The sequence below is a fragment of the Aeromicrobium choanae genome (assembly GCF_900167475.1).
Lineage (GTDB): Bacteria > Actinomycetota > Actinomycetes > Propionibacteriales > Nocardioidaceae > Aeromicrobium > Aeromicrobium choanae.
Genome location: NZ_LT796768.1, coordinates 3207807 through 3229912, shown reverse-complemented (window position 1 = coordinate 3229912; position 22106 = coordinate 3207807). Strand labels below are relative to the sequence as shown.

Genomic DNA, 22106 nt, shown 5'->3' with positions numbered 1-22106 from the left:
ACCCGGGGCCCTCGTCATGCGCCCAGGAGTGCGGCGACCTCCTCGTCGGTGACCGCTTCGAAGCGGCTGTACCAGCAACCAACGGCCCGGAACGGCTCGGGCGACTCGACCACCACCAGGGCGTCGGCGGCATCGAGCACGTCCGCGGCCGAGCGCGGTGCGACAGGCGCCGCGACCACCACGCGCGCCGCACCCTGGAGGCGCGCCACCCGGCACGCCACCTCCGCGGTCGCCCCCGTCGCGATGCCGTCGTCGACGATCAGCGCCGTGCGACCCGTGAGGTCGATCCGATCGCGATCGCCGCGCAGCCTCCGGACCCGGGCCTCCAGCTCGTCGCGCTCCCGGCGCTCGACCGCCCGGACCTCCTCGTCGGTGACCCCCTGGAGGGCGACCTCTGCTCGGTCGATCACCTCGCAGCCGCCCTCGCCGATCGCGCCCATCGCGAGCTCCGGTCGGAGGGGGAAGCCGAGCTTGCGCACGACGATGACGTCTAGCGGCGCGCCGAGCGCGCGAGCCACCTCGAACGCGACGGGCACTCCCCCGCGCGGGAGGCCGAGCACGACGACGTCCGGCGCGGCCAGGTGCTGGAGCTGCCGCGCCAGCCGCCGACCCGCGTCGACTCGGTCGGCGAACGGCAGGACGGAGCGGAGCCTCATGGCAGGAAGCGGGTGATCCAGCCAAGCCGGTCGTCGAGCCAGCCGAGCAGACCGAGGGAGCTGGTGATCGAGGCCGGTGGGTCGGAGACCAGCGTGTCCGCGCCCAGGATCCGGTCGAAGTCGATCTCGACCGGATCCGCGCGGCGCTTGCCCTGGCGGTCGAAGAACTCCACCCCGGCGAGGCGGAGCACCCGGATGACCTCTTGGGCGAGGATCCCGTAGCCGATCGTCGTCGGGTGGACGCCATCCAGGGAGAACAGCCCGCCGTCGGTGCGGCCCTCGGGCCCGGCACGGAAGAACCGCGTGTTCGGCACGGGGTCGAGCTGCTGAAGCGGCCCGGGCAGCTCGTACTGCTCCCACCAGGCTGGCCGGGCCCACGGGCTGTCGACGTAGCGGCGGGTGGCGAGCCGGTCGAGCAGCCCACCCAGGTCGAAGAGGTACCAGTCGAGGCCGTCCTCGCGGGCGGCGCGCACCGACGCGATGATCGTCTCGTTGTAGGCATCGATCGCCGAGTCGATGGCACGGACCTCGTCCTCCGTCAGGTGCGGGTCGTGCCGAGGGTCGAAGTCCTCGTCGGTGATCCAGGGACGCGTGTAGTACGGGAAGTAGCGGGAGTCAGGGCGTACCTTCTCGTGGGTGCCCCGGGCGATCGGCGCGATCGTGACCGAGGGGATCGTGGTCACGACGACGTGCTGCGCCTCGATGGTCCGGAGTCGTGCGACGAGGTCCGCCCAGTCGGCCCGGAAGGCGCTGGGACGCCACAGGTTCGCCTCGGCCCGGGCGTCACGACGCTGTGCCAGCGTCATCTCCGCGTAGGGGGCCGGCGTCCACGCGATCTCCAGCGAGACCACCGTGCCGAGGGCGTTGTTGGACCCCAGGGAGACCACGAGGGTCTCGACACCCTCGCCGCCGGCGAGGTCGGCCACCGAGTCGAGCACCGTACGGCGGGGGTCCGCGCCCGCGGCGCGGTGCAGGATCGGCCGGGCGGCGCGGGCGCGGTGGTGCTCCACTAACTGGGCGAGGAAGTCGTCGGAGGGTCTCGCCGCGAGCAGCTTCTCGATCCTGGCCTCGGTGGTCACCAACGGGTCGAGGACGTCCCAGCCGTAGACGCCCGTGTTGTGGAACGGGCTGCCGTCCTCCGGCTCCCGCGACCCCGCGCCGCGTTCCCAGTAGTCCTCAATGTCGTCCATGCGGTCACGCAGCCACGGAGCGGCCCGGACTCCCTCGAGGAGGTCGAGGCCGCTGCCGAACCGCCGGTCGAACTCCCGCGCCAGCCGCTCCAGGTCGACGGGCAGGCCGCCGGGACCCGTCGGCCACTCGTACGTCGGAAAGGTGAACTCGCTGGCGCCCAGCCCCAGCTCGAACGCCACGATCGCCGGCCAGCTGAGATCCGTGCGGTGGATCGCACCGCTCATGAATCCCTGCGTCAGCGAGTCCCCCACCGTGACGAGCCGGTGGAGGGCAGGTCGTTCCGGAGCGACGGTCGTCAGGGTGACGCCGAGCGTCGGATCGTCCTCGGGACGGCGTGGCTCGTCGCGGATCCGCACCTCGCGTGGAATCGGCGGCCGTGCCGGCATGATGCCTCACCCTCCCGGGTCTCTTCCTCGCACGCTACGCCTGCGCGGAAGGGGGCGTCCACGGCTACCGGGCGTCGCGCTTCGCCTGCCGGCGAGCGCCGAGCGATCTCGTGGACGCGTCCTTCTTGATGCCACCGGTCGTCTTCTTGGCCTGGCGGCCCCGACCAGAGGGCTTCGGCGTCTCGGCGTCGTCGGTGGTCGCCTCAGGGCCGGTCGATCCGCTCCGGGCCGCGGCCAGGCGTTCGGCCTTGAGCTCGGCCGCCGCTTCGTTGGCTCGTACGGAGACCTGCCGGCTGACGCGGGCGAGCGCGAGCTCGAACACCTCTGCCTTGTCGCGGTCGCGACCGCTCTGGGCGAAGCTCTTGCCCCGACCGCCCACCTGCTCGACGCGCGCGCCGGCGGCTCGGCGGTAGTTCTTGACGTACTTGCCCCGCGCTCGGCGCACCCGCGAGTGCAGGGCGAGCAGGTCGTCCTCGCTGAGATCGCCCAGGGCGTCGCGCTCGGTCTCCGCGACGAGCCTTCGCTCCGCGTCGGTCATGGAGTTCAGAACGGCCTTGTTCATGTCGGCTCCTCATTCGTCAAGCGGCGCCTGACTGCTGCACACGCGGATCTGACGATCATGCACGCCTGGCGCCTAGTTGGCCAGACCGATCTCGGTGGTCAGCTCCACGTTGGCCCACAGGTCCCACGGCAGGGATGCGAGCCGCTCGATGATCGCGCGCCGTACGGCGTCCTCGTCGGAGACGAGCCAGCTCCCGTCCACCACGAAGACCACCTCGAGGTAGAGGCGACCACCGAGCTTCGTGGCGGCGATGCGCGGCTCCGGGAGGCCGAACTCGGTCCGGGCATGCTGCACGGCGGCCGCGACGGCCTCCTGAACGTCGGCCGGGGGCGCTGCCTCGAGCAGTTCCATCACGGCGGAGCGCATCAGCCGGTACGGCACGGGGGCGATCAGAACGCACGCGACGAGGACCAGCACCGGATCGGCGTACGCCACCGCGGCGTCCCACCGGGTGCCGTCCAGACCCAGGGCGACTGCACCACCCACCGCGATCACCGCGCTGAGCAGGGCGCCTGCCTTCCACTGCGCCCGTTCGGCGCCCACCAGCTCGGAGTCGCAGATCCGCGAGAGACGCCACCACACGAGCAGGGCGGCGAGCGCCGAGAGCACGCCATAGGACAGGACGACGCCCGGGCCGACGTCGGCGCCCCCAGCACGGATGACGATCACGGCGTCCGCCGCGGCATAGAGCAGCGTCCCCAGCAGGGCAGCGCCCTGAAGGCCGATCGCGAGCGGCGTCGCCGCCTGCTTGCCGTAGGGGAAGCGCCGCGTCGGCGCGGCACCGGCGGCCACGGCTGCGAGCAGCGACAGACCCGACAGGAGGATGCCGAGCACCGTGTACACGCCGTCGAACAGCAGCACCCGCGAGTCGGCCAGGACGCCCCAGAGCACAGCGACCGTGCCCAGGACGGCCGAGTAGGCGATCGACTCGCGCAGGGCGCGCCGCTCGGAGACTCGCTCACGCTCGACCTCCGTGTCCACGGCCTCATGCTCCCAGACGGCGGGTGGAATGACGGAAGGTTCCGGTCTCCCGGGGCTTTCCGTTGTCGGGCTGCAGGTGGCGTACGACAGGGAGCCCGCTAACCGCGCTTGGGTCGATACGTCCGTCCGAAGCTCCGCTCGGCACCCTCGTAGGTCTCGACGAGCTCCCAGTCGTAGCGGCGCCCGCCGGGGACGTCGAAGATCCGGATGCCGTCGCCCAGGAACACCGGAGCGACGAAGACCTGCAGCTCGTCGATGAGATCCTGCTCCAGTGCCTGGCGGGCGATGTCCGCGCTGATGATCTGGACGTCCTCGTCGCCGGCGATCTCCTTCGCCCGGCGGATGGCCTCGCCGACGTCGACGTTGAGCGGAACGATCGTCGGATCGTCTGCGATCTCCTCCGGTCGGTGCGTGAGGATGAACTCGGTTCCCGACCACGCGCCGCCGTACGCCTCGGAGGTCATCTCGTCGCGTTCGTCCCTCTGGGCCTGAGCGGCGTCGTAGCCGGCTCTGCCGGAGATGATCACACCCACCTTTCCCGCCATGCTCGCCGTCATGCCCTCAGCCATCGGCTCTGAGGCCGACAGCCAGCTCATGTCGTGATCGGGGCCGGCGATGAAGCCGTCGATCGAGCAGGTGAATCCCCACGCCACTTTGGCCATGACTCATCCGATCCGGTAGTCGATGTGCGTGACGAACCGGGATGCGCGAGCCGAGACGCTGCCCACCATCCCTGCGGCGACCGGCACGCGACGCCAGTCCAAACCACTGGTGTTCTGCAATTGGATCGAGCGTAATCAGAACCGATGGTAGATTGCAAGTGGTTTCATGAGAAGGGACGCAACGTGGACACGAACCGATCCGGATGCCCGATCAATCTCTCTCTCGAGGTGTTCGGCGACAGGTGGACGTTGCTCGTCCTGCGCGACATCACGTTCGGAAACCGCCGGCACTACGGGGAGCTGCTCGCGAACTCCGACGAGCACATCGCCAGCAACATCCTCGCGAACAGGCTCGCTCGACTCGTCGACCTGGGGATGCTCTCCCGGGTCGCGGATCCCTCCCACAAGCAGAAGGTGATCTACAGCCTGACGGAACCGTCAATCCAACTCGTGCCGGTGTTCGCCCACCTCGGCTCCTGGGGGCGGCGTCATCTTCCGGTCTCCCCCGAGCTCGCGATCCGAGCAGAGTTGCTCGAGACCGGCGGTCCAGAGCTCTGGGAGGCGTTCATGGATGAACTCCGTGAACTGCACCTGGGGATACCACGCGCCGACGGCGTCGGCAGCGTGCTCGACGCTCTCACGGCCGCGTATGTCGATGAGTGCGAGCGATCGGGTGTCGCCTAGGTAATCTGCTGCACCGCGTATGACAGGACTCTCGCCCGTGTCGAGGAGAGCGCGTGTGATCGGGGTGGCGGCGAGCTTGTCGCCGCAAGCAGCAGGGAGGGCGGTCCTGCCATCCGCTGTGGACACCAACTGGACACTTGGCCGTCTGTCGTCTCTTCCGGTACCGGGAACTCCGCTGGAATTCCCGGTACCTCACGGTCGGGCTGACAGGATTTGAACCTGCGACCCCCTGACCCCCAGTCAGGTGCGCTACCAAGCTGCGCTACAGCCCGTGACAACCTGCAAGAGTCTAGCGCAGGTCTCGCCGAGGTCGTCATCGGGCCGGGGGCACCCCACAATGGGGCCATGGCCGTCATCGAGAACTCCAAGGTCGCCATCGTGGGCGCGGGCAGCGTCGGCACGGCGATCGCCTACGCCTGCCTGATCCGGCGCTCCGCGCGCACCATCGCGCTGTACGACGTGAACCGGCCGAAGGTCGAGGCAGAGGTGCTGGATCTCCAGCACGGCGCCCTGTTCACCGGCAGCAGTCAGATCATCGGCGGGGCCGACCCGTCGGTCGTCGCCGGGGCCCATCTGGTGGTGATCACCGCGGGTGCGAAGCAGGATCCCGGCCAAACGCGCATCGACCTGGCGGGCACGAACGTCAGGATCCTCGAGCAGATGCTGCCGGTCCTGATGCAGCAGGCCCCCAACGCCGTCTACATGCTCGTGACCAACCCGTGCGACGTGCTCACCGTGGCGGCCCAACAGATCACCGGGCTGCCGGACGAGCGGGTGATGGCGTCGGGCACCGTGCTCGACACGTCACGGCTGCGCCAGCTGCTCGCCGGTCGCGCCGGGGTGGCGCCGCACAGCGTGCACGCCGACATCGTGGGCGAGCACGGCGACACGGAGTTCGCGCTGTGGTCCCAGGCCCGCATCGGGCCGGTGCCGATCCTTGACTGGGTGCCGTCCGCCACCGCGGAGGACTCCCGCCCGTTCTCCCACCACGAGCTCGACGACATCACCGACCGCGTCCGCAATGCCGCCTATGCCGTGATCGAGGGCAAGGGCGCCACCAACTACGCGATCGGCGTCTCGGCCACCCGAATCATCGAGGCGGTGCTGAGCGACGAGAACGCCGTCCTGCCCGTCAGCATCGTCCACCGGGGCCACCACGGGATCGACGGCGTGGCTCTCTCCCTGCCGAGCATCGTGAACGCGAAGGGCGTCGCGCGGGTGCTCGACGTGCGGATGTCGGCGCACGAGGAGCGGCAGCTGCAGGCATCGGCCGAGGCGCTGCGGAAGGTGCAGCAGGACCTCGGAATCTGACGGGAGGCACTGGATCCCGGGCCCAACAGAACTGTCAGAGGTCGTCTCTAGATTGAGCACATGGAACGACCCCAGGAGCTGCTGCTGCAGAGCGCGGCGCGTGCGCAGGCACGGGGCGAGTTCGCCTCCTGGTCGCTGATCCTCACGGCCCACGAGTCCGGTTGCGCCGAGGTCGACGCGGAGGACGCCCCCGAGATTGGCAGGGAGCTCGGCCGGCGCGGGGTCACCCTCCAGATCGCCCACGCCCTCCACGCCACGGAGCACCGCGTGTGGGGCATCGTGAACGACGCCGGGATCCTGCGTGATCGCGCGCCCCGCACGTGGATCGCCTTCGGCGACGGCTCCATCGACGCCGCCCGCGCCACGCTGATCGCCGACACGATCGACAAGCTCGCCCACACGCCCTCGGTCGAGGCACTCGACGCCAGCGTCGTGCCCTTCGCAAGCTCACACACCGTCGGCGAGCTGCGCGCCTGGCTGAACAGGATGCGGGCACGCCTCGAGCCCGAGGAGGTCGAGGCCGAGGCCGACCGCGCGGTGGAGACCCGTCGAGTCGACATCAGCCACAACGGCGACGGAACGTCCTGGCTGAACGCCCTCCTGCCCACCCACGTCGCCATCGCGGTCGGACACCGCCTCCGCCGGGCGGCGAAGCAGCTCCCGAAGGTCGATCCCGACACCGGCGAGATCGACTGCCGCACCCGCGACCAGCGTCAGGCCGACCTCGTCGGTCACTGGCTCACCTCCTGCACCGGCACCGAGACCGACGTCCGTGCCGAGATCGCCATCAGCATCGACGCGGCCGACCTCATCGGCCTCACCGAGGGACCGGGCATCACCCGCGACGGCGAGCACGCCGTGCCCGCGCGGTGGGTCCGTGAGCTGGCCGAGTCCGAGACCACGCTGTTCCGCCGGCTCGTCCTCGATCCGGTGGGTCGAGTGCTCGACACCACCAGCCTGGGCTACCAGCCACCGGATGCGCTGAGAGCGGCGTTGCACTGGCGCGACGGCACCTGTCGCGTGGCCGGGTGCCGAGCGCCAGCGGCCGAGACCGATCTCGACCACGCGCTGGCCCACGACCGCGGGGGAACCACCAGCGCGGGGAACCTGCGGTGTCTCTGCCGCAAGCACCACAACATGAAGTCCCACGACAGGCTGCCCGAGAAGTTCATCGCCCCCGCGGTCGAGCACCGCGAGCGATGGCGCCTGCCCTCGCCCGTGGTGGTCGAGCTCGACCTGTGGCCCGCGGCCTAGCTGGAGTGCTGCTGGGCCAGGCGGTCGGATCCCTCGAAGTCGATCACGGTGACGTCGAGCCCGTCGAGCTCCAGGCGGCGCCTGGCCTCCGCGGCCATCCGGCGCCCCACGTCGGTGACCTCGTCGACCCGGCTGATGTCGAAGACGACCTGCGAGGTCTCCGGCGGGTGCTCCACCAGGTGGCGGATCAGCGACTCGGCGCTCGCGAACAGCAGGTCGCCGCCCAGGACGTAGACCGTGGTCCCGTCCTCGACCCGCACGTCGGCCAGCGCCGAACGCGACGGGCGTCCGGGGTTCATCAGGTGCATGCCCATGTCGTCGGACAGCCGGCGCATCATCTCGACGCCGCGCGCGCTGTTCCCGTGCGCATCCAGGCCGGGCGAGAACACCGCGACGCCCACCTGTCCGGGCAGCACGCCGATGATGCCGCCCGAGACACCGCTCTTGGCCGGGATGCCCACGGTGCTGAGCCAGTCCCCCGCCGCGTCGTACATGCCGCACGTGGCCATCACGCTCAGGACCTGGCGGGTGGTGCGCTCCGCCATGATCCGCTCCCCCGACTCGGGCTGCACGCCGCCGTTCGCCAGGGTCGCCGCCATCCGCGAGAGGTCGCGGACGTCCACTGCCAGCGAGCACTGCCGCACGTACCGCTCGACGGCGTCCACCGGGTCCTCGACGATGCCGTAGGCCGCCATGAGGTGGGCCAGGGCGAGGTTGCGGTGGGTCGAGCCCATCTCCGACTCGAAGACCGCCTCGTCGACCTCGAGCTCGCGGCCGGCCAGCCGGGACGCGAAATCCGCGAAGCGCTCGAAGGAGCCCACGAGGCCCGCGGTCGCGATCGCGCCCGCGTTGATCATCGCGTTGTGGGGGCGGCCGGTCTCGGAGTCCACCGAGATCTCGTTGAACGCCTCGCCCGACGGCTCGACGTCGATCTTCGCGTGCACCGCATCCCAGCCGAGGTGCTCGATCGCCACGGCGTAGGCGAACGGCTTCGACATCGACTGGATGGTGAAGCGGTGCTCGGCGTCGCCCGCACTGTGGTGCGCGTCGTCCACCGTGCTGAGGGCGATCGCCGACAGCGCGGGATCGACCTTCGCCAGCTCGGGAATGTAGTCGGCCGGCTCGCCCTCGATGCCGCCGCAGGCCTGCAGAACCTCGTCGAGGTAGTCGGGGACGGGCGAGCGCATCAGCGGCGCTCGCGCTTCTTGCGCGGACGCTGCTGCAGGTGGATCGGGCTGCCCACGAAGCCGAACTCCTCGCGCAGGCGGCGCTCGATGAAGCGCAGGTAGCCGGCCTCGAGCTTGCCCGACGTGAAGAGCACGAAGGTGGGCGGCGCCGTGGACGCCTGGGTGCCGAAGAGGATCTTCGCCTGCTTGCCGCCGCGCACGGGGTGAGGGTGCTCGGCGACGAGACGGCCGAGGAACGAGTTCAGCGCGCCAGTGGACACGCGGGTCTCCCAGCCCTCGAGGGCGGCGTCGAGCGCGCGCACGAGGCGGTCGATGTGCCAGCCGGTGCGGGCCGCCACGTTGATGCGCGGCGCCCACGGGATCTGCACCAGGTCGCGCTCGATCTCGCGCTCCAGGTAGAACCGGCGCTCGTCGTCGACGAGGTCCCACTTGTTGAAGGCCAGCACGACGGCGCGGCCGGTCTCCTCGATCGTGTTGATGATGCGCAGGTCCTGCTCGGAGATCGACTCGCTCGCGTCGATCACCATGACGGCCACTTCGGCGCGCTCGATCGCGGCCGACGTGCGCAGGCTGGCGTAGTACTCGTGGCCCGTGGCCGTCTTCACGCGCTTGCGGATGCCGGCGGTGTCGATGAAGGTCCAGACGCGACCGCCGAGCTCGACCAGCTCGTCGACCGGGTCGACCGTGGTGCCAGAGACGTTGTCGACCACGACGCGGTCCTCGCCGGCGAACTTGTTCAGCAGGCTGGACTTGCCGACGTTGGGCTTGCCGACGATGGCCACGCGGCGCGGGCCGCGGGGTGCGTCGAAGTCCTCCTCCGGAGCCTCGGGCAGCGCCTCGAGGATCGCGTCGAGCATGTCGCCGCTGCCACGACCGTGGAGCGCCGAGACCGGGTAGGGCTCGCCGAGCCCGAGGTTCCACAGGCTGGCGGCCTCGAGCTCGCCCTTCTGGTCGTCGACCTTGTTCGCGGCCAGCACCACGGGCTTGCCCGAGGCGCGCAGCAGCTTCACGACGCGGTCGTCGATGTCGGTGGCGCCGATGGTGGCGTCCACGACGAACAAGATGGCGTCGGCGACGGCGATGGCCACCTCGGCCTGCGCGGCGATGCGCTCGGCCATGCCCTTGGCGTCAGGGTCCCAGCCGCCGGTGTCGACGACGGTGAACGCGCGCCCGTTCCAGATCGCGTCGTACGGGACGCGGTCGCGGGTCACGCCGGGGACGTCCTCCACGACGGCCTCTCGCCGTCCGATGATGCGGTTGACCAGAGTCGACTTACCGACATTGGGACGGCCGATGACGGCGAGGACGGGCTGTGTGGACACCCGCACAGCCTATCGGGGCGTGCGTCATGATGGACGCCATGCGTTCCCGTGCCCGCATCATGGCGGCGACCGTGCGCCTCATCGAGGACGACGGGTTCGCCGCTGTCACGGTCGCCTCGGTCGCTCGCGAGGCCGGAGTCACGCGTCAGACCGTGTACTCCAACTTCGGCACACTGACCGATCTGGTCTCCGAGACGATGACGACGACCGTCTTCGAGGCGTACGAGGCCGTGCGCGAACGAACGGATGCCGCGCCCACCGCACGGGCGTTCGTCGTCGAGCTGGTCGTCGCGGCGCGCGCCGTCCTGCGCGATCGCCCGGTGCTGGCGGCCCTGCTGCGACCCGATCCCCACAACCCGGTGTTCGAGGCCGACATGATGCAGCGTGCGGTCCCTGCCGCGCGCCTGGCGCTCACCCCGATCCTCGAGCGCTCACCAGGTCTCGCCCGGCACCTCGACGAGATCACCGAGATGTTGGTGCGGTTCGCCCTGTCGCTGCTGCTCTTCGACTCCGACCTCATCGCGACCGACGAGGGACTGCGGGACCTGGTGGACCGGTGGCTGGGACAGACCGTAACTCTTCTTGACACTTAGAGTTACAACTGTCTAGTTTTCGAGCGTGACCCCGACTTCACCCACGTCCCTCACTCGCCGCGACGTACTGGCGGCAGGCGCCGTCCTGGGCGCTGCCGCCACGATCGGCGGGACGACCAAGCCCGCCGCGGCCGCTCGCGTGCCGGTCGCGCGTGAGGAGCACCCGGTCGTCATCGTCGGATCCGGCTTCGGCGGCGGCGTCGCCGCCCTGCGATTCGCGCAGGCCGGGGTTCCCGTCCTCGTGCTCGAGCGCGGCCGCCGCTGGCCGACGGGACCGAATGCCACCACGTTCCCCACGCTCTCTTCCCTCGACGAGCGAGCCCTCTGGTACGGCTCGGCGAACCAGGTGCTGGGCAAGCCGCTCTTCGTGGCGCCGTACGTGGGCCTGCTCGAGGCCGTCACCGGCAGGAACATGACGGCGATGTGCGCGGCCGGCGTCGGGGGCGGCTCGCTGGTCTACCAGGGGATGACGCTCCAGCCGAACGAGGAGCTCTTCAACCACTGCCTGCCCGAGGAGCTCGACTACGCCCGGATGGCGGCCGTGCACTACCCGCGGGTCGCGCGGATGCTCAGGTTGCAGACGGCGCCCGACGAGCTGGTGCGCTCTCCCACGTACAAGCCGGCGCGGATCTTCGCCGAGCACGTCCAACGCGAGGGGTACGACCTCGAGAAGATCCCCATGCCGATCGACTGGTCGTGGGCGCTGCGCGAGCTCAAGGGCGAGATGAGGCCGTCGTACACCAACGGCGACTCGGCGCTCGGCGTCAACAACGGCGGGAAGCACTCGATCGACGTGACCTACATCAAGCAGGCGGAGGACACCGGTCGCGCGAAGGTCCTCACCCAGCACAACGTCATCGACATCGAGCGGGCGAAGGACGGCCGGTGGGTGGTGCACGTCGATCGCACCGACGATCGCGGCACGATCCTGCAGAGGAAGATCCTCACCACCAAGACCCTCGTCATGGCCGCCGGCAGCATCAACACGACGAAGCTGCTCGTCCGCTCGGTCGGTCGCGGGCACCTGCCCCGGATCGACGGGCTGGGCACGAACTGGGGCACGAACGGCGACCGGATCTATCTGTGGACCAGCCTGGCCGAGGACTTCGGGGCGGTCCAGGGCGGACCTGTCGTGTACGGCTCGAAGGACTGGTCGACTCCCGAGACCGCCAACACGATCATCCAGGCATCCATCCCGGGACTGGGCATCAACGCCCGTTCCACCATGATGGTCGGATTCGGGATCAGTGACGCCCGCGGGAGGTTCGCGTACGACTGGCTCACGGACGAGGCGAAGCTGACCTGGCCCCGCAACGGCGACGCGCGCCTCTTCGAGGCGATCCAGGCCCGCGCGAAGCGCATCGCCGCACCCATGGGAAGCCTGGCCGACACCAACGCGGTCGTGCCCAGCACCTGGCACCCGCTGGGCGGCGTGGCGATGGGCACCTCGGCCGATCTGGCCGGACGCGTGCACGACCTGCCCGGCCTCTACGTCCTGGACGGCGCCCTCATCCCCGGGTCGACCGCGGCCTGCAACCCCTCGATGACGATCGCCGCCGTCGCCGAGCGTGCGATGGACGAGATCGTGGCGCACGACCTCGCACGCATCGTCTAGCCCAGCGACGACGCGAACTGCGCGGCGTACAGCCGCTGGTACGCGCCCTGGGCCGCGATGAGCTCCTCGTGGGTGCCCTTCTCGACGATCCGGCCCGCCTCCATGACCACGATCAGGTCGGCGTCGCGGATCGTGGAGAGCCGGTGGGCCACGACGAAGCTGGTGCGACCCGAGCGCAGATTGTTCATCGCGGACTGCACGAGCGCCTCGGTGCGGGTGTCGACCGAGCTGGTCGCCTCGTCCAGCACGAGGATGGCCGGATCGGCCAGGAACGCGCGCGCGATCGTGAGCAGCTGGCGCTGCCCGGCGCTCACTCCCCCGCCGTCGTCGGTGATCACCGTGTCGTACCCGTCGGGCAGGGTGCGGACGAAGTGGTCCACGGAGGCGGCCTGGGCGGCGGCCAGGATCTGCTCCTCGGAGGGGTCGTCGGCGCCGTAGGCGATGTTCTCGCGGATCGTGCCGGAGAACAGCCACGTGTCCTGCAGCACCACGCCGAAGTCGTCGCGCAGCTCGCGGCGGCTCATCTCGGCGATGTCGACGCCGTCCAGCGTGATGCGGCCGCCGTCGACCTCGTAGAAGCGCAGCACGAGGTTCGTCAGGGTGGTCTTGCCCGCGCCCGTCGGACCGACGATCGCGACGGTCTGGCCGGGCTCGGCCACGAGCGACAGGTCCTCGATCAGCGGCTCGTCGGAGTACGAGAAGTCGACGTGGTCGAACACCACGCGCCCTCGCAGCGGGTCGGGCTCGGGAGCGTCCACGCGGTCGGGGCGCTCGCGCTCCTCGTCGAGGAACGCGAACACCCGCTCGGCCGAGGCCATGCCGGACTGCAGGAGGTTCACCATCGCGGCGACCTGCGTGAGCGGCTGGGTGAACTGCCGCGAGTACTGGATGAACGCCTGGACCGAGCCGAGCGACAGGGAGCCGTTGGCGACCTGCAGCCCGCCGACCACCGCGACCAGCACGTAGTTGAGGTTGGAGACGAACATCATCAGCGGCTGGATGACGCCCGAGATGAACTGGGCCCGGAACGATGCCCCGAACAGCTCGTCGTTCGTCGCGGCGAACTCCTCCTCGGCCACCCGCTGGCGTCCGAAGACCTTGACGACCTCGTGGCCGGTGAACGACTCCTCGATGATCGCGTTGAGCCGGCCGGTCTGCGTCCACTGCGCCACGAACTGCGGCTGGGAGCGCTTCATGACGCCACCCGTGATCAGGATCGCCACGGGGATCGTCACGAGGGCGATGATCGTCAGCAGCGGCGAGATCCAGAACATCATCGCCAGCGTGCCGATCACCATGAGGATGCTGGTGATCATCTGGCTCAGCGTCTGCTGCAGCGACTGGGCCAGGTTGTCGAGGTCGTTCGTCGTGCGCGACATGATCTCGCCGCGCTCCTGGCGGTCGAGGTGGGCCAGCGGCAGATGGTTGAGCTGGTCCTCCACGTCGTTGCGCAGATCCGCGACCATGCGCTGGACGACCGTGGTGGCCAGCACGCCCTGCAGCCACATGAACAGCGACGCCACGACGTAGATCGCGGTGACGATCGCCAGGACCGTGCCGAGCGCGCCCATGTCGATGCCCTGACCCGGCTGGAGGTCGAGCGCGCCGACGAGCTGGGCCAGCTGGTCCTGTCCGTCGGCCTCCAGGGACGCGACGGCCTCGGCCTTGGTCATGCCCTCGGGGAACTGGCTCGAGACGAAGCCGTCGAAGATGATGTCCGTGGCGTGCCCCAGGATCTTCGGGCCGATGACCGACAGCGCCACGCCGATCAGGCCGAACGCGGCCAGCGCGAACACCAGCGTGCGGTCCAGCAGCAGCCTGCGGAAGACGCGGCCGAACGTGGCGCGGAAGTTGTTCGCCCTCGCGGGCTTCTGGGGTGCCCCGTGCCAGCTCATCGGGCCTCCTCCGGCGACAGCTGCGACAGGACGATCTCGCGGTAGACCTCGCAGGTCTCCATGAGCTCCTCGTGCGTGCCGGTGCCGACGGCGCGACCCTCGTCGAGCACGACGATCCGGTCGGCCTGGCGGATCGTGCTGATCCGCTGGGCGACGATCACGACGGCGGCGTCCGCCGTGACCGGCTTCAGGGCGGCCCGCAGGGCGGCGTCGGTCGCGTAGTCCAGCGCGGAGAAGGAGTCGTCGAACAGGTAGATCCGGGGGCGCTTGACGATCGCGCGGGCGATCGCGAGCCGCTGGCGCTGCCCGCCGGAGAAGTTCGAGCCGCCCTGGCTCACGGGTGACTCGAGCCCGTCGGGCATCGCGCGGACGAAGTCCTCGGCCTGCGCGATGCGCAGCGCGTCCCAGAGCTCGTCGTCGGTCGCCTCGGCCCGGCCGAACCGCAGGTTGTCGGCTATCGAGCCGGTGAACAGCAGTGCCTTCTGGGGCACGAGCCCGATGGCCCGCCAGACGTCGGCGGGGCGCACGTCACGCACGTCGAGTCCGTCGATCAGGACCTGGCCACCCGTGACGTCGAAGAGCCGCGCCACGAGTCCGAGCACGGTGGTCTTGCCGCTGCCGGTGGAGCCCACGATCGCCGTGGTCTCCCCCGGCCGGGCCACGAGCGACACGTCCTCGATCACGGCGTTCTCCGCACCCGGATAGGCGAACGACGCGCCCTCGACGTCGACGCGACCCTGCGACAGCTCGACGCTGGGCACCTCGGGATCGAGGTCGATCGCGGGCTCGGTGCGCAGCACCTCGGTGAGCCGCTCGGCCGACACCTCCGAGCGAGGCCACAGCATGAACATGAAGGTGGCCATCATGACGGCCATCAGGGTCTGGATCAGGTACTGCTGGAAGGCGGTCAGCTGGCCGATCTGCAGCTCGCCCGCACCGATGCGCGAGGCGCCCCACCACAGCGCGAGGACCACCGAGAGGTTCATGATCCCCATCAGCAGAGGAAAGAACGTGCTCATGAGCCGGCCGGCGCCCACGGCAACCTGGCGGTTGAGCTCGTTCGCGTGCGCGAAGCGGGCGGCCTCCTGGTCCTCGCGGACGAAGGCCCGGACCACGCGCACGCCCGTGATCTGCTCTCGCATGATCTGGTTCAGCGTGTCGATCCGCTCCTGCATGAGGCGGAACAGGGGGCGCATCCGCGCGATGATCAGCCCGAGCGAGATGACGAGCACGGGCAGGACGATCAGGAAGACGGCCGACAGCTGGACGTCCTCGCGCAGGGCCATCACCAGCCCGCCGATGCCGGTGATCGGGGCGGCGACCATCATCGTCAGCCCCATGAACAGCAGCAGCTGGACCTGCTGGACGTCGTTCGTGTTGCGGGTGATCAGCGTGGGCGGCCCGAACGAGGCCATCTCGCGGCTGCCGAACGACTGCACCGTGCCGAAGACCTCGGCGCGCAGGTCACGACCCACGGCCATCGCGACGCGCGAGCCGATGAAGACGGCGACGACGTTGCACACGACCTGCAGCACGGTGACGCCGAGCATCAGCCCGCCCACCTGCCAGATGCGGCCGACGTCGCCCTTCGCCACGCCCTCGTCGATGATGTCGGCGTTCAGCCCGGGCAGGTACAGCGTGGCCAGGGTCTGGACGAGTTGGAAGAGGCACACCACCAGGACCGGCACCCGGTAGGGCCGCAGGTGGTGGCGCAGGAGCGCGATCAGCACCCGGTCAGACTACGAGACCCAGCAAGAGGACGAACCCCAGCCCGGACACGGACAGCACGGTCTCCATGATCGACCACGTCTTGATCGTCTGGCCGATGCTCATGCCGAAGTACTCCTTGACCAGCCAGAAGCCCGCGTCGTTGACGTGGCTGAAGAACACGGAGCCGGCGCCGATCGCGAGCACCATGAGCGAGGTCTCGGACGTGCTCAGCCCCTCGGCGAGCGGCACCATGATCCCGGACGCCGTGACGGTGGCGACCGTGGCCGAGCCGGTGGCGAGACGGATCAGCACCGCCACGAGCCATGCCACGACGAGCACCGAGAAGTTCGAGCCCTCGACCCAGTCGGCCACGACGTCGGCGATGCCGGTGTCGATGAGGGTCTGCTTGAAGCCGCCGCCGGCACCGACGATGAACACGATGCCCGCGATGGGCCCGAGCGATGCGCCCAGGCTGTCCATCATCGTGTCCCAGGGCATGCCGCCAGCACGGCCGAGCGTCACGAGCGCCACCAGGACCGAGATCAGCAGCGCGACCAGCGGGGTGCCGATGAAGTCCAGCGTCGACCCCACGGGGCCGCCGATCTCGAAGATCTTGACGAACGTCTTGGCCAGCATCAGGATCACCGGCAGCAGGACCGTGGCCAGCGTGATGGCGAAGGAGGGGCGCTTCGTGCCGCGCTCGGACTCCTCGACGTCGAAGAGCTGCGGGGTGGGCACGTCGACCCAGCGGGCGGCGACCAGCGCGAACATCGGTCCCGCGACGATGATCGTCGGGATGGCGACCAGGACGCCCAGCCCGAGCGTCAGGCCCAGGTCGGCGCCGAGTGCGTCCACGGCGATGAGCGGACCCGGGTGCGGAGGAACGAAACCGTGCATCGCCGACAGGCCGGCCAAGGCGGGGATGCCCAGGGCGATGAGCGACTTCCCGGAGCGCCGGGCGACCAGGAAGATCACGGGCATCAGCAGGACGAGGCCGATCTCGAAGAACATCGGCAGTCCGATGATCGCGCCGATCGCCGCCATCGCCCAGGGCAGCATCCGGTCCGACGACCGCGAGATGATCGTGTCGACGATCTGGTCGGCCCCGCCCGAGTCGGCGAGGATCTTGCCGAACATCGCGCCGAGGGCGATCAGCATGCCCACGCCCGCCACGGTCTCGCCCACGCCCTTGGAGAAGCTCAGGAGCACGTCGGCCATGGGCTCCCCCGCGACGGCGCCGACGACCAGCGAACCGATCGTCAGGCTCAGGAACGGGTGCAGCTTGGCGACGGTGATCAGCGCGACGATCGCGGCGATGCCGGCGAGGGCCGCGAGGATCAGCTGGGTCGATTCGCTCATGTCAGGTTCTCCCTCGTGCGCAGCCAGAGCAGGAACGCCGTGGCGATCCTCTCCGGCGTCTCGGTGACGTCGAAGACGACGCCGTTCTCATCGGCCTCGAGCGGCTCGAGGGTGGCCTCCTGCGACTCCAGCAGCGAGACCGGCATGAAGTGGTCGCGTCCCTGCATGCGGGACAGGATCAGCTGGTGGTCGCCCACGAGGTGCAGGAACACGGTGCGAGGCGCGTGCCGGATCAGCACGTCGCGGTACACCCGGCGCAGCGCGGAGCAGCTGATCACGCCGCCGCCCGCGTCGTGCTCGGCGAGCCAGCCGCCGATCAGGTCGAGCCAGGGCCACCGGTCCTCGTCGGTCAACGCGTGGCCGGCCGACATCTTCTCGATGTTGGCCTTCGGGTGGTAGTCGTCACCGTCGGCGTACGGAACGCCTGAATCGTCGGCGACCGCGTGACCCACCGCGGACTTGCCGACCCCCGAGATCCCCATGACCACGACCAGCGGCGGACTCATGGCCCTCACGCTACGCCCGGGAGTGGACCAAGTCGCGTCAGAGCAGGTCGCGCAGTTCCTTCGGCAGCTCGAAGTCGTCGGCGGCGGCGTTCTGGTCGAAGCCGAACGCGCCGGCCCCGGCGGGCTTCGCCGGCTCGGCCTGGGCGGCCGCGGCGCGCTTGGCGGGGTTGCCCGAGACGCGCTTGCCCTTCTTCTTGTTGTTCTGCTTGGGCTGCTTGGCCCCGGCGCGCTTCCCCGCACCCATCCCGGGCATCCCGGGCATGGCGCCCATGCCGGGCACCCCGCCGCCCTTGGCCATCCGCTGCATCATCTTGGCGGCCTCGAAGAAGCGGGTGACGAGCTGGTTGACGTCGCTGACCTGCGTGCCCGAGCCACGGGCGATGCGGGCGCGGCGCGAGCCGTCGATGATCTTGGGGTTGTCGCGCTCGGAGGGCGTCATCGAGCGGATGATCGCCTTGATCTTGTCGATGTCCTTCTCGTCGAAGTTCGCGAGCTGGTCCTTGAACTGGCCCATGCCCGGCAGCATCCCGAGCATCTTGCTCATCGACCCCATCTTCGACAGGGCCTCCATCTGCTGGAGGAAGTCGGCCAGCGTGAAGGAGCCGCCGGCGACCTTCTCGGCGGCCTCCGCCGCCTGATCGGCGTCGAAGACCTTCTCGGCCTGCTCGATGAGGGTCATGACGTCGCCCATGTCGAGGATGCGCGAGGCCATGCGGTCGGGGTGGAAGACGTCGAACTCGTCGAGCTTCTCGCCCGTGGAGGCGAACATGATCGGGCGGCCGGTGACCGAGCGCACCGACAGGGCGGCACCACCGCGGGCGTCGCCGTCGAGCTTCGACAGGACCACGCCGGTGAAGTCGACGCCCTCGAGGAACGCCTCGGCGGTGCCGACGGCGTCCTGGCCGATCATCGCGTCGATGACGAACAGCACCTCGTCGGGCTGCGTGGCCTCGCGGATGTCGGCGGCCTGCTTCATCAGCTCCGCGTCGATCGCCAGGCGGCCGGCGGTGTCGATGACGACGACGTCGTGCAGCGAGCGCTTCGCCTCGGCCACGGCATCACGCGCGACCCGCACCGGGTCGCCGATGCTCTGGGTGCCGGAGCCCGTCTGGGCGCCGCTGACGTTGCCGGCCTCGGGAGCGAAGACGGTGACGCCCGCCTGGTCGCCGACGACCTTCAGCTGCGTGACGGCGTTGGGGCGCTGGAGGTCGGCCGCGACGAGCATCGGCGAGTGACCCTGCGCCTTGAGCCAGCGACCGAGCTTGCCCGCGAGCGTGGTCTTGCCGGCGCCCTGCAGGCCGGCGAGCATGATCACGGTCGGCGGGTTCTTGGCGAAGCGGATGCGGCGCGTCTCGCCGCCGAGGATGCGCACGAGCTCGTCGTTGACGATCTTGATGACCTGCTGCGCCGGGTTGAGCGCCTGACTCACCTCGGCGCCGCGGGCGCGCTCCTTGACGTTCGCGATGAACTCGCGCACGACGGGCACCGCGACGTCGGCGTCGAGCAGCGCGACGCGGATCTCGCGGGCGACAGCGTCGATGTCGGCATCGGACAGCTTGCCCTTGCCGCGGAGTCCCTTGAATGCCGACTGGAGCCGGTCCTGCAGCGAATCGAACATAGGTCCCCAGAGTAGCCGAGCGCCCGTCAGGCGAGGGCGTCACTCACCGCCTGGCGCAACGCGAGGGCCGCGTCGTCGCCCAGGGCGGCGTTGTCGTCGCCGGTCACGTAGAACACGTCGCGGGCCTCGTCGCCGTACGTCGACAGGTGCACCGAGCGGATGTGGTGGCCCAGCGCCGCGATCGTGTGGCTCACCGTCCACATCAGCCCGCGCCGGTCGAGGGTGCGGACCTGGAGCAGCGTCGCGGTCTGCTCGAGCGCGTCGAGGACGTTGACGCGCGGCTCGTACTCGTCCCGCTCGAGCCGGTACGCCAGACGCTGGGCGAGATCGACGCGACCCTCCAGGACCGGGCGGATGCGCTCGGCCAGCGTGGTGGCATCGACCCCCGGCCGGGTGACCTCCCACAGCGTGGCCGCCACGTCGTCCACCGTGATGGTGCGGCACGACCGGATGTTCAGGCCGGCCACTGTGAGCCCGCCTGCGAGGTCGGCCAGCATGCCCTGGCGGTCGGGCACGGCGATCGTCAGCAGCGAGCCGTCATGGTGCGGCTCGACCGAGAGACTGAACTCCCCCACCGCCTCGCGGTCGAGGTCCGGCAGCGGCACGTGGGCGGGCCAGCCCGCGTACGTCGAGGCGGGCAGCTCCGTGCCGCGGAGGTGGTCCCGCACCTTGCGCACGAGCCCCTCCACGAGGCTGCGCCGCCAGTCGCTCCAGGCCGCCGCGCTCGTGGCGCGCGCGTCGCAGGTGGTGAGGGCGGACAGCAGGTCGAGCGCCGCCTCGTCAGGGACGAACTCCGCGACGTTCGACGCGGTGACGGGGTCCTCGATGTCCCGGCGGGTGGCGATGGTGGGCAGCAGCAGGTGGCGCCGCACGAGCCAGCCGATCGTGGCGGCATCGGACTCGTCGAAGCCCCAGCGCCGAGCGATCGCGACGGCCATCGGCTCGCCGACCTCGCTGTGGTCGCCCGGCACACCCTTGCCGATGTCGTGCAGGAGGCACGCGGCCGCGAGCAGGTCGGGGCGGTCCACCTCGCGGTTCAGCTCGTCCGCGTTCACGACCGCCTCGAGGCTGTGCCGGTCGACGGTGAACCGGTGGATCGGCGAGGAGGAGCCGCGCAGCCGGATGCCGGCCCACTCGGGGAAGAACGGGTCGATCAGGCCCGCGAAGTCCAGCTGCAGCCACACCGGGACCAGGCGACGTCCCGACGAGACCAGGTCGACCAGCCAGCGGTGCGTGGACGCAGGCATCGGCTCGTCGGGCCACCGGATCTCGCGCGCCATCCGGTCGAGCGACGCCTGGTTGATCGGGAGGTTGCGACGCGCCGACACCGCGGCGGCACGGAAGAGCAGCTCGGGATCCGTCGCCGGCGCGGCGTCCGTGGTGAGCACGACCTCGGTGTCGAGGACGCCGACGCCCGGGACGACCTTCTCGATGATCGGGCCACGGCTGCCGACCGTCCGGTGCGGGCTGCGCGCGATGTCGTCGAGCCGTCGCCACGCGCGAGCCGTGAGGTGGTCGAGCCGCCGGCCCACGTCGCGCGCGTGCACGTCGAGGTCGGCCGGGGACAGCCCCAGCCGCGCCGCGATGTCGGGCACCAGCTCCGGGACGAGCTTGTCGGTGCGCCGCCCGCCCACCTCGTGGAGCAGGTCGCGCACGTCGAGCAGCTCGGCGGTCAGGTGGGCCACCTCGCGCGCCGGCACGTCGACCAGCCACGTCGCCGCGATCGCCCGCAGCAGCACGGCGTCGCGCAGCCCTCCCCCGGAGTTCTTGAGGTCGGGCACCGCCTCGTAGGCCAGCTGTCCCGAGCGTTCGAGCCGCGCGTCCCGGTCCTGGCGCACCTGCGCGAGCCGCGACCGGGCCTCGCGTCGCCACCCGGCCATCACCGTGGAGCGCATCCCGACGACCGCGCCCGCGTCACCGGCCACGTACCGCGCGTCGACGACACCGATCGCGACGCGGTGGTCGGTCGCCGCCAGCTGCTCCATCTCGGTGAGCGAGCGGACGGAGTGGTCCAGCGGGACCTTCGCGTCCCAGAGCCGGCTCCACAGCGCCGCCGCCCGCGCGTCGACCTCAGCGGGGTCGAGGTGGTCGGCATGGACCAGGACCACGTCGACGTCGCTGTGCGGGGAGAGCTGAGCCCTCCCGTAGCCGCCGATGGCCGCCAGGGCCAGGCCGGTCTCGATGTCCCCGGCCACCGCTGCGAAGGCCTCGCGCAGCACCCGGTCCATCGCGTCCGCCCGGCCCCGGCGGGCCTGGTCGAGCGCCTCGTTCAGAGCGCCGCTTCGTCCGTCTCGCCGGTGCGGACCCGGATCACCGAGTCGACGGGAATGACCCACACCTTGCCGTCACCGATCTTGCCGGTCTGGGCCGCGGACGTGATCGTGGCGACCACGCCTTCGACGTCGGCGTCGTCCACGACGACCTCGAGCCGGATCTTCGGCACCAGCGAGACGTCGTACTCGGCGCCCCGGTAGACCTCGGTGTGGCCCTTCTGCTGGCCGTAGCCGCTGGCCTCGGTGACGGTCATGCCGGCCACGCCGGAGGCGGCGAGCGCCTCACGGACCTCTTCCCACTTGTGCGGCTTGATCACCGCGGTCACGAGCTTCATACGATC

19 protein-coding genes and 1 tRNA gene are annotated in these 22106 nt (G+C 70.4%); 5 read left to right on the top strand and 15 right to left on the bottom strand.

Going from position 1 to position 22106, the window contains the following annotated elements; translation table 11 throughout:
* Window positions 1-14: 14 nt before the first annotated feature.
* From B5D60_RS15695 to B5D60_RS15675, 5 genes are all read right to left on the bottom strand, one after another.
* Entirely contained in the window at window positions 15-656 is a 642-nt protein-coding gene (locus B5D60_RS15695) for a phosphoribosyltransferase (protein ID WP_197684345.1), read from the bottom strand.
* Window positions 653-2233: a hypothetical protein gene (locus tag B5D60_RS15690; RefSeq protein WP_078701027.1), complete on the bottom strand. Its 1581-nt coding sequence runs from the start codon at window positions 2231-2233 to the stop codon at window positions 653-655. Before B5D60_RS15690 ends, B5D60_RS15695 begins: the two co-directional genes overlap by 4 nt.
* A gap of 64 nt (window positions 2234-2297) precedes the next feature.
* Window positions 2298-2795 (bottom strand): hypothetical protein, encoded by a 498-nt coding sequence (locus B5D60_RS15685; protein ID WP_197684344.1) that lies wholly within the window; start codon window positions 2793-2795, stop codon window positions 2298-2300.
* 72 nt (window positions 2796-2867) lie between these two features.
* The gene (locus B5D60_RS15680) at window positions 2868-3776 is read right to left on the bottom strand and encodes a cation transporter (protein ID WP_172806391.1); all 909 of its coding nucleotides are present in this window, start codon (window positions 3774-3776) and stop codon (window positions 2868-2870) included.
* 98 nt (window positions 3777-3874) lie between these two features.
* A complete protein-coding gene (locus tag B5D60_RS15675) occupies window positions 3875-4438 on the bottom strand; it encodes a dihydrofolate reductase family protein (protein WP_078701026.1) in 564 nt (187 codons plus the stop codon).
* A 183-nt stretch (window positions 4439-4621) separates the two neighbouring features.
* Here B5D60_RS15675 and B5D60_RS15670 point away from each other — a divergent pair, with 183 nt between their 5' ends.
* The gene (locus B5D60_RS15670; RefSeq protein WP_231948908.1) at window positions 4622-5122 is read left to right on the top strand and encodes a winged helix-turn-helix transcriptional regulator; all 501 of its coding nucleotides are present in this window, start codon (window positions 4622-4624) and stop codon (window positions 5120-5122) included.
* 198 nt (window positions 5123-5320) lie between these two features.
* Here B5D60_RS15670 and B5D60_RS15665 read toward each other — a convergent pair.
* Window positions 5321-5394 (bottom strand) — tRNA-Pro (locus tag B5D60_RS15665).
* A gap of 73 nt (window positions 5395-5467) precedes the next feature.
* Here B5D60_RS15665 and B5D60_RS15660 point away from each other — a divergent pair.
* Window positions 5468-6433, top strand: coding sequence for an L-lactate dehydrogenase (locus tag B5D60_RS15660; protein ID WP_078701024.1), 966 nt, complete (start codon window positions 5468-5470; stop codon window positions 6431-6433).
* A 60-nt stretch (window positions 6434-6493) separates the two neighbouring features.
* Window positions 6494-7687: an HNH endonuclease gene (locus B5D60_RS15655; RefSeq protein ID WP_078701023.1), complete on the top strand. Its 1194-nt coding sequence runs from the start codon at window positions 6494-6496 to the stop codon at window positions 7685-7687.
* On the opposite strand, the gene glsA is transcribed toward B5D60_RS15655, so the two are convergent.
* Window positions 7684-8874 (bottom strand): glutaminase A, encoded by a 1191-nt coding sequence (gene glsA / locus B5D60_RS15650; RefSeq protein WP_078701022.1) that lies wholly within the window; start codon window positions 8872-8874, stop codon window positions 7684-7686. The two genes, B5D60_RS15655 and glsA, sit on opposite strands and share 4 nt — an antisense overlap.
* On the bottom strand, window positions 8874-10196 hold the full coding sequence (der, locus tag B5D60_RS15645) for a ribosome biogenesis GTPase Der (RefSeq protein ID WP_231948907.1): 1323 nt from the start codon (window positions 10194-10196) through the stop codon (window positions 8874-8876). The genes glsA and der overlap by 1 nt, the downstream gene beginning before the upstream one ends.
* A gap of 38 nt (window positions 10197-10234) precedes the next feature.
* On the opposite strand from der, the gene B5D60_RS15640 reads away from it, so the two are divergent.
* Both B5D60_RS15640 and B5D60_RS15635 read left to right on the top strand, forming a co-directional pair.
* Entirely contained in the window at window positions 10235-10789 is a 555-nt protein-coding gene (locus tag B5D60_RS15640) for a TetR/AcrR family transcriptional regulator (protein WP_197684343.1), read from the top strand.
* A 25-nt stretch (window positions 10790-10814) separates the two neighbouring features.
* Window positions 10815-12404, top strand: coding sequence for a GMC oxidoreductase (locus tag B5D60_RS15635; protein ID WP_172806390.1), 1590 nt, complete (start codon window positions 10815-10817; stop codon window positions 12402-12404).
* Here B5D60_RS15635 and B5D60_RS15630 read toward each other — a convergent pair.
* Genes B5D60_RS15630 through B5D60_RS15600 form a run of 7 tightly spaced genes read right to left on the bottom strand, consistent with a single transcriptional unit; the run spans window position 12401 to window position 22100 of the window.
* Window positions 12401-14299 carry an ABC transporter ATP-binding protein gene (locus tag B5D60_RS15630; protein ID WP_078701020.1) on the bottom strand — a complete coding sequence of 633 codons (1899 nt, stop codon included), beginning with the start codon at window positions 14297-14299 and terminating at the stop codon, window positions 12401-12403. The two genes, B5D60_RS15635 and B5D60_RS15630, sit on opposite strands and share 4 nt — an antisense overlap.
* Window positions 14296-16029, bottom strand: a complete 1734-nt coding sequence (locus tag B5D60_RS15625) for an ABC transporter ATP-binding protein (RefSeq protein WP_078701019.1) — start codon at window positions 16027-16029, stop codon at window positions 14296-14298. The genes B5D60_RS15630 and B5D60_RS15625 overlap by 4 nt, the downstream gene beginning before the upstream one ends.
* A gap of 4 nt (window positions 16030-16033) precedes the next feature.
* A complete protein-coding gene (locus tag B5D60_RS15620) occupies window positions 16034-17368 on the bottom strand; it encodes a GntP family permease (RefSeq protein WP_078701018.1) in 1335 nt (444 codons plus the stop codon).
* Window positions 17365-17874 carry a gluconokinase gene (locus tag B5D60_RS15615; RefSeq protein WP_078701017.1) on the bottom strand — a complete coding sequence of 170 codons (510 nt, stop codon included), beginning with the start codon at window positions 17872-17874 and terminating at the stop codon, window positions 17365-17367. Before B5D60_RS15615 ends, B5D60_RS15620 begins: the two co-directional genes overlap by 4 nt.
* 37 nt (window positions 17875-17911) lie before the next feature.
* Window positions 17912-19492, bottom strand: coding sequence for a signal recognition particle protein (gene ffh / locus B5D60_RS15610; RefSeq protein ID WP_078701016.1), 1581 nt, complete (start codon window positions 19490-19492; stop codon window positions 17912-17914).
* 26 nt (window positions 19493-19518) lie between these two features.
* The gene (locus tag B5D60_RS15605) at window positions 19519-21828 is read right to left on the bottom strand and encodes a [protein-PII] uridylyltransferase (protein ID WP_269456863.1); all 2310 of its coding nucleotides are present in this window, start codon (window positions 21826-21828) and stop codon (window positions 19519-19521) included.
* The gene (locus B5D60_RS15600) at window positions 21762-22100 is read right to left on the bottom strand and encodes a P-II family nitrogen regulator (protein WP_078701014.1); all 339 of its coding nucleotides are present in this window, start codon (window positions 22098-22100) and stop codon (window positions 21762-21764) included. The genes B5D60_RS15605 and B5D60_RS15600 overlap by 67 nt, the downstream gene beginning before the upstream one ends.
* Between the last annotated feature and the right edge of the window lie 6 nt (window positions 22101-22106).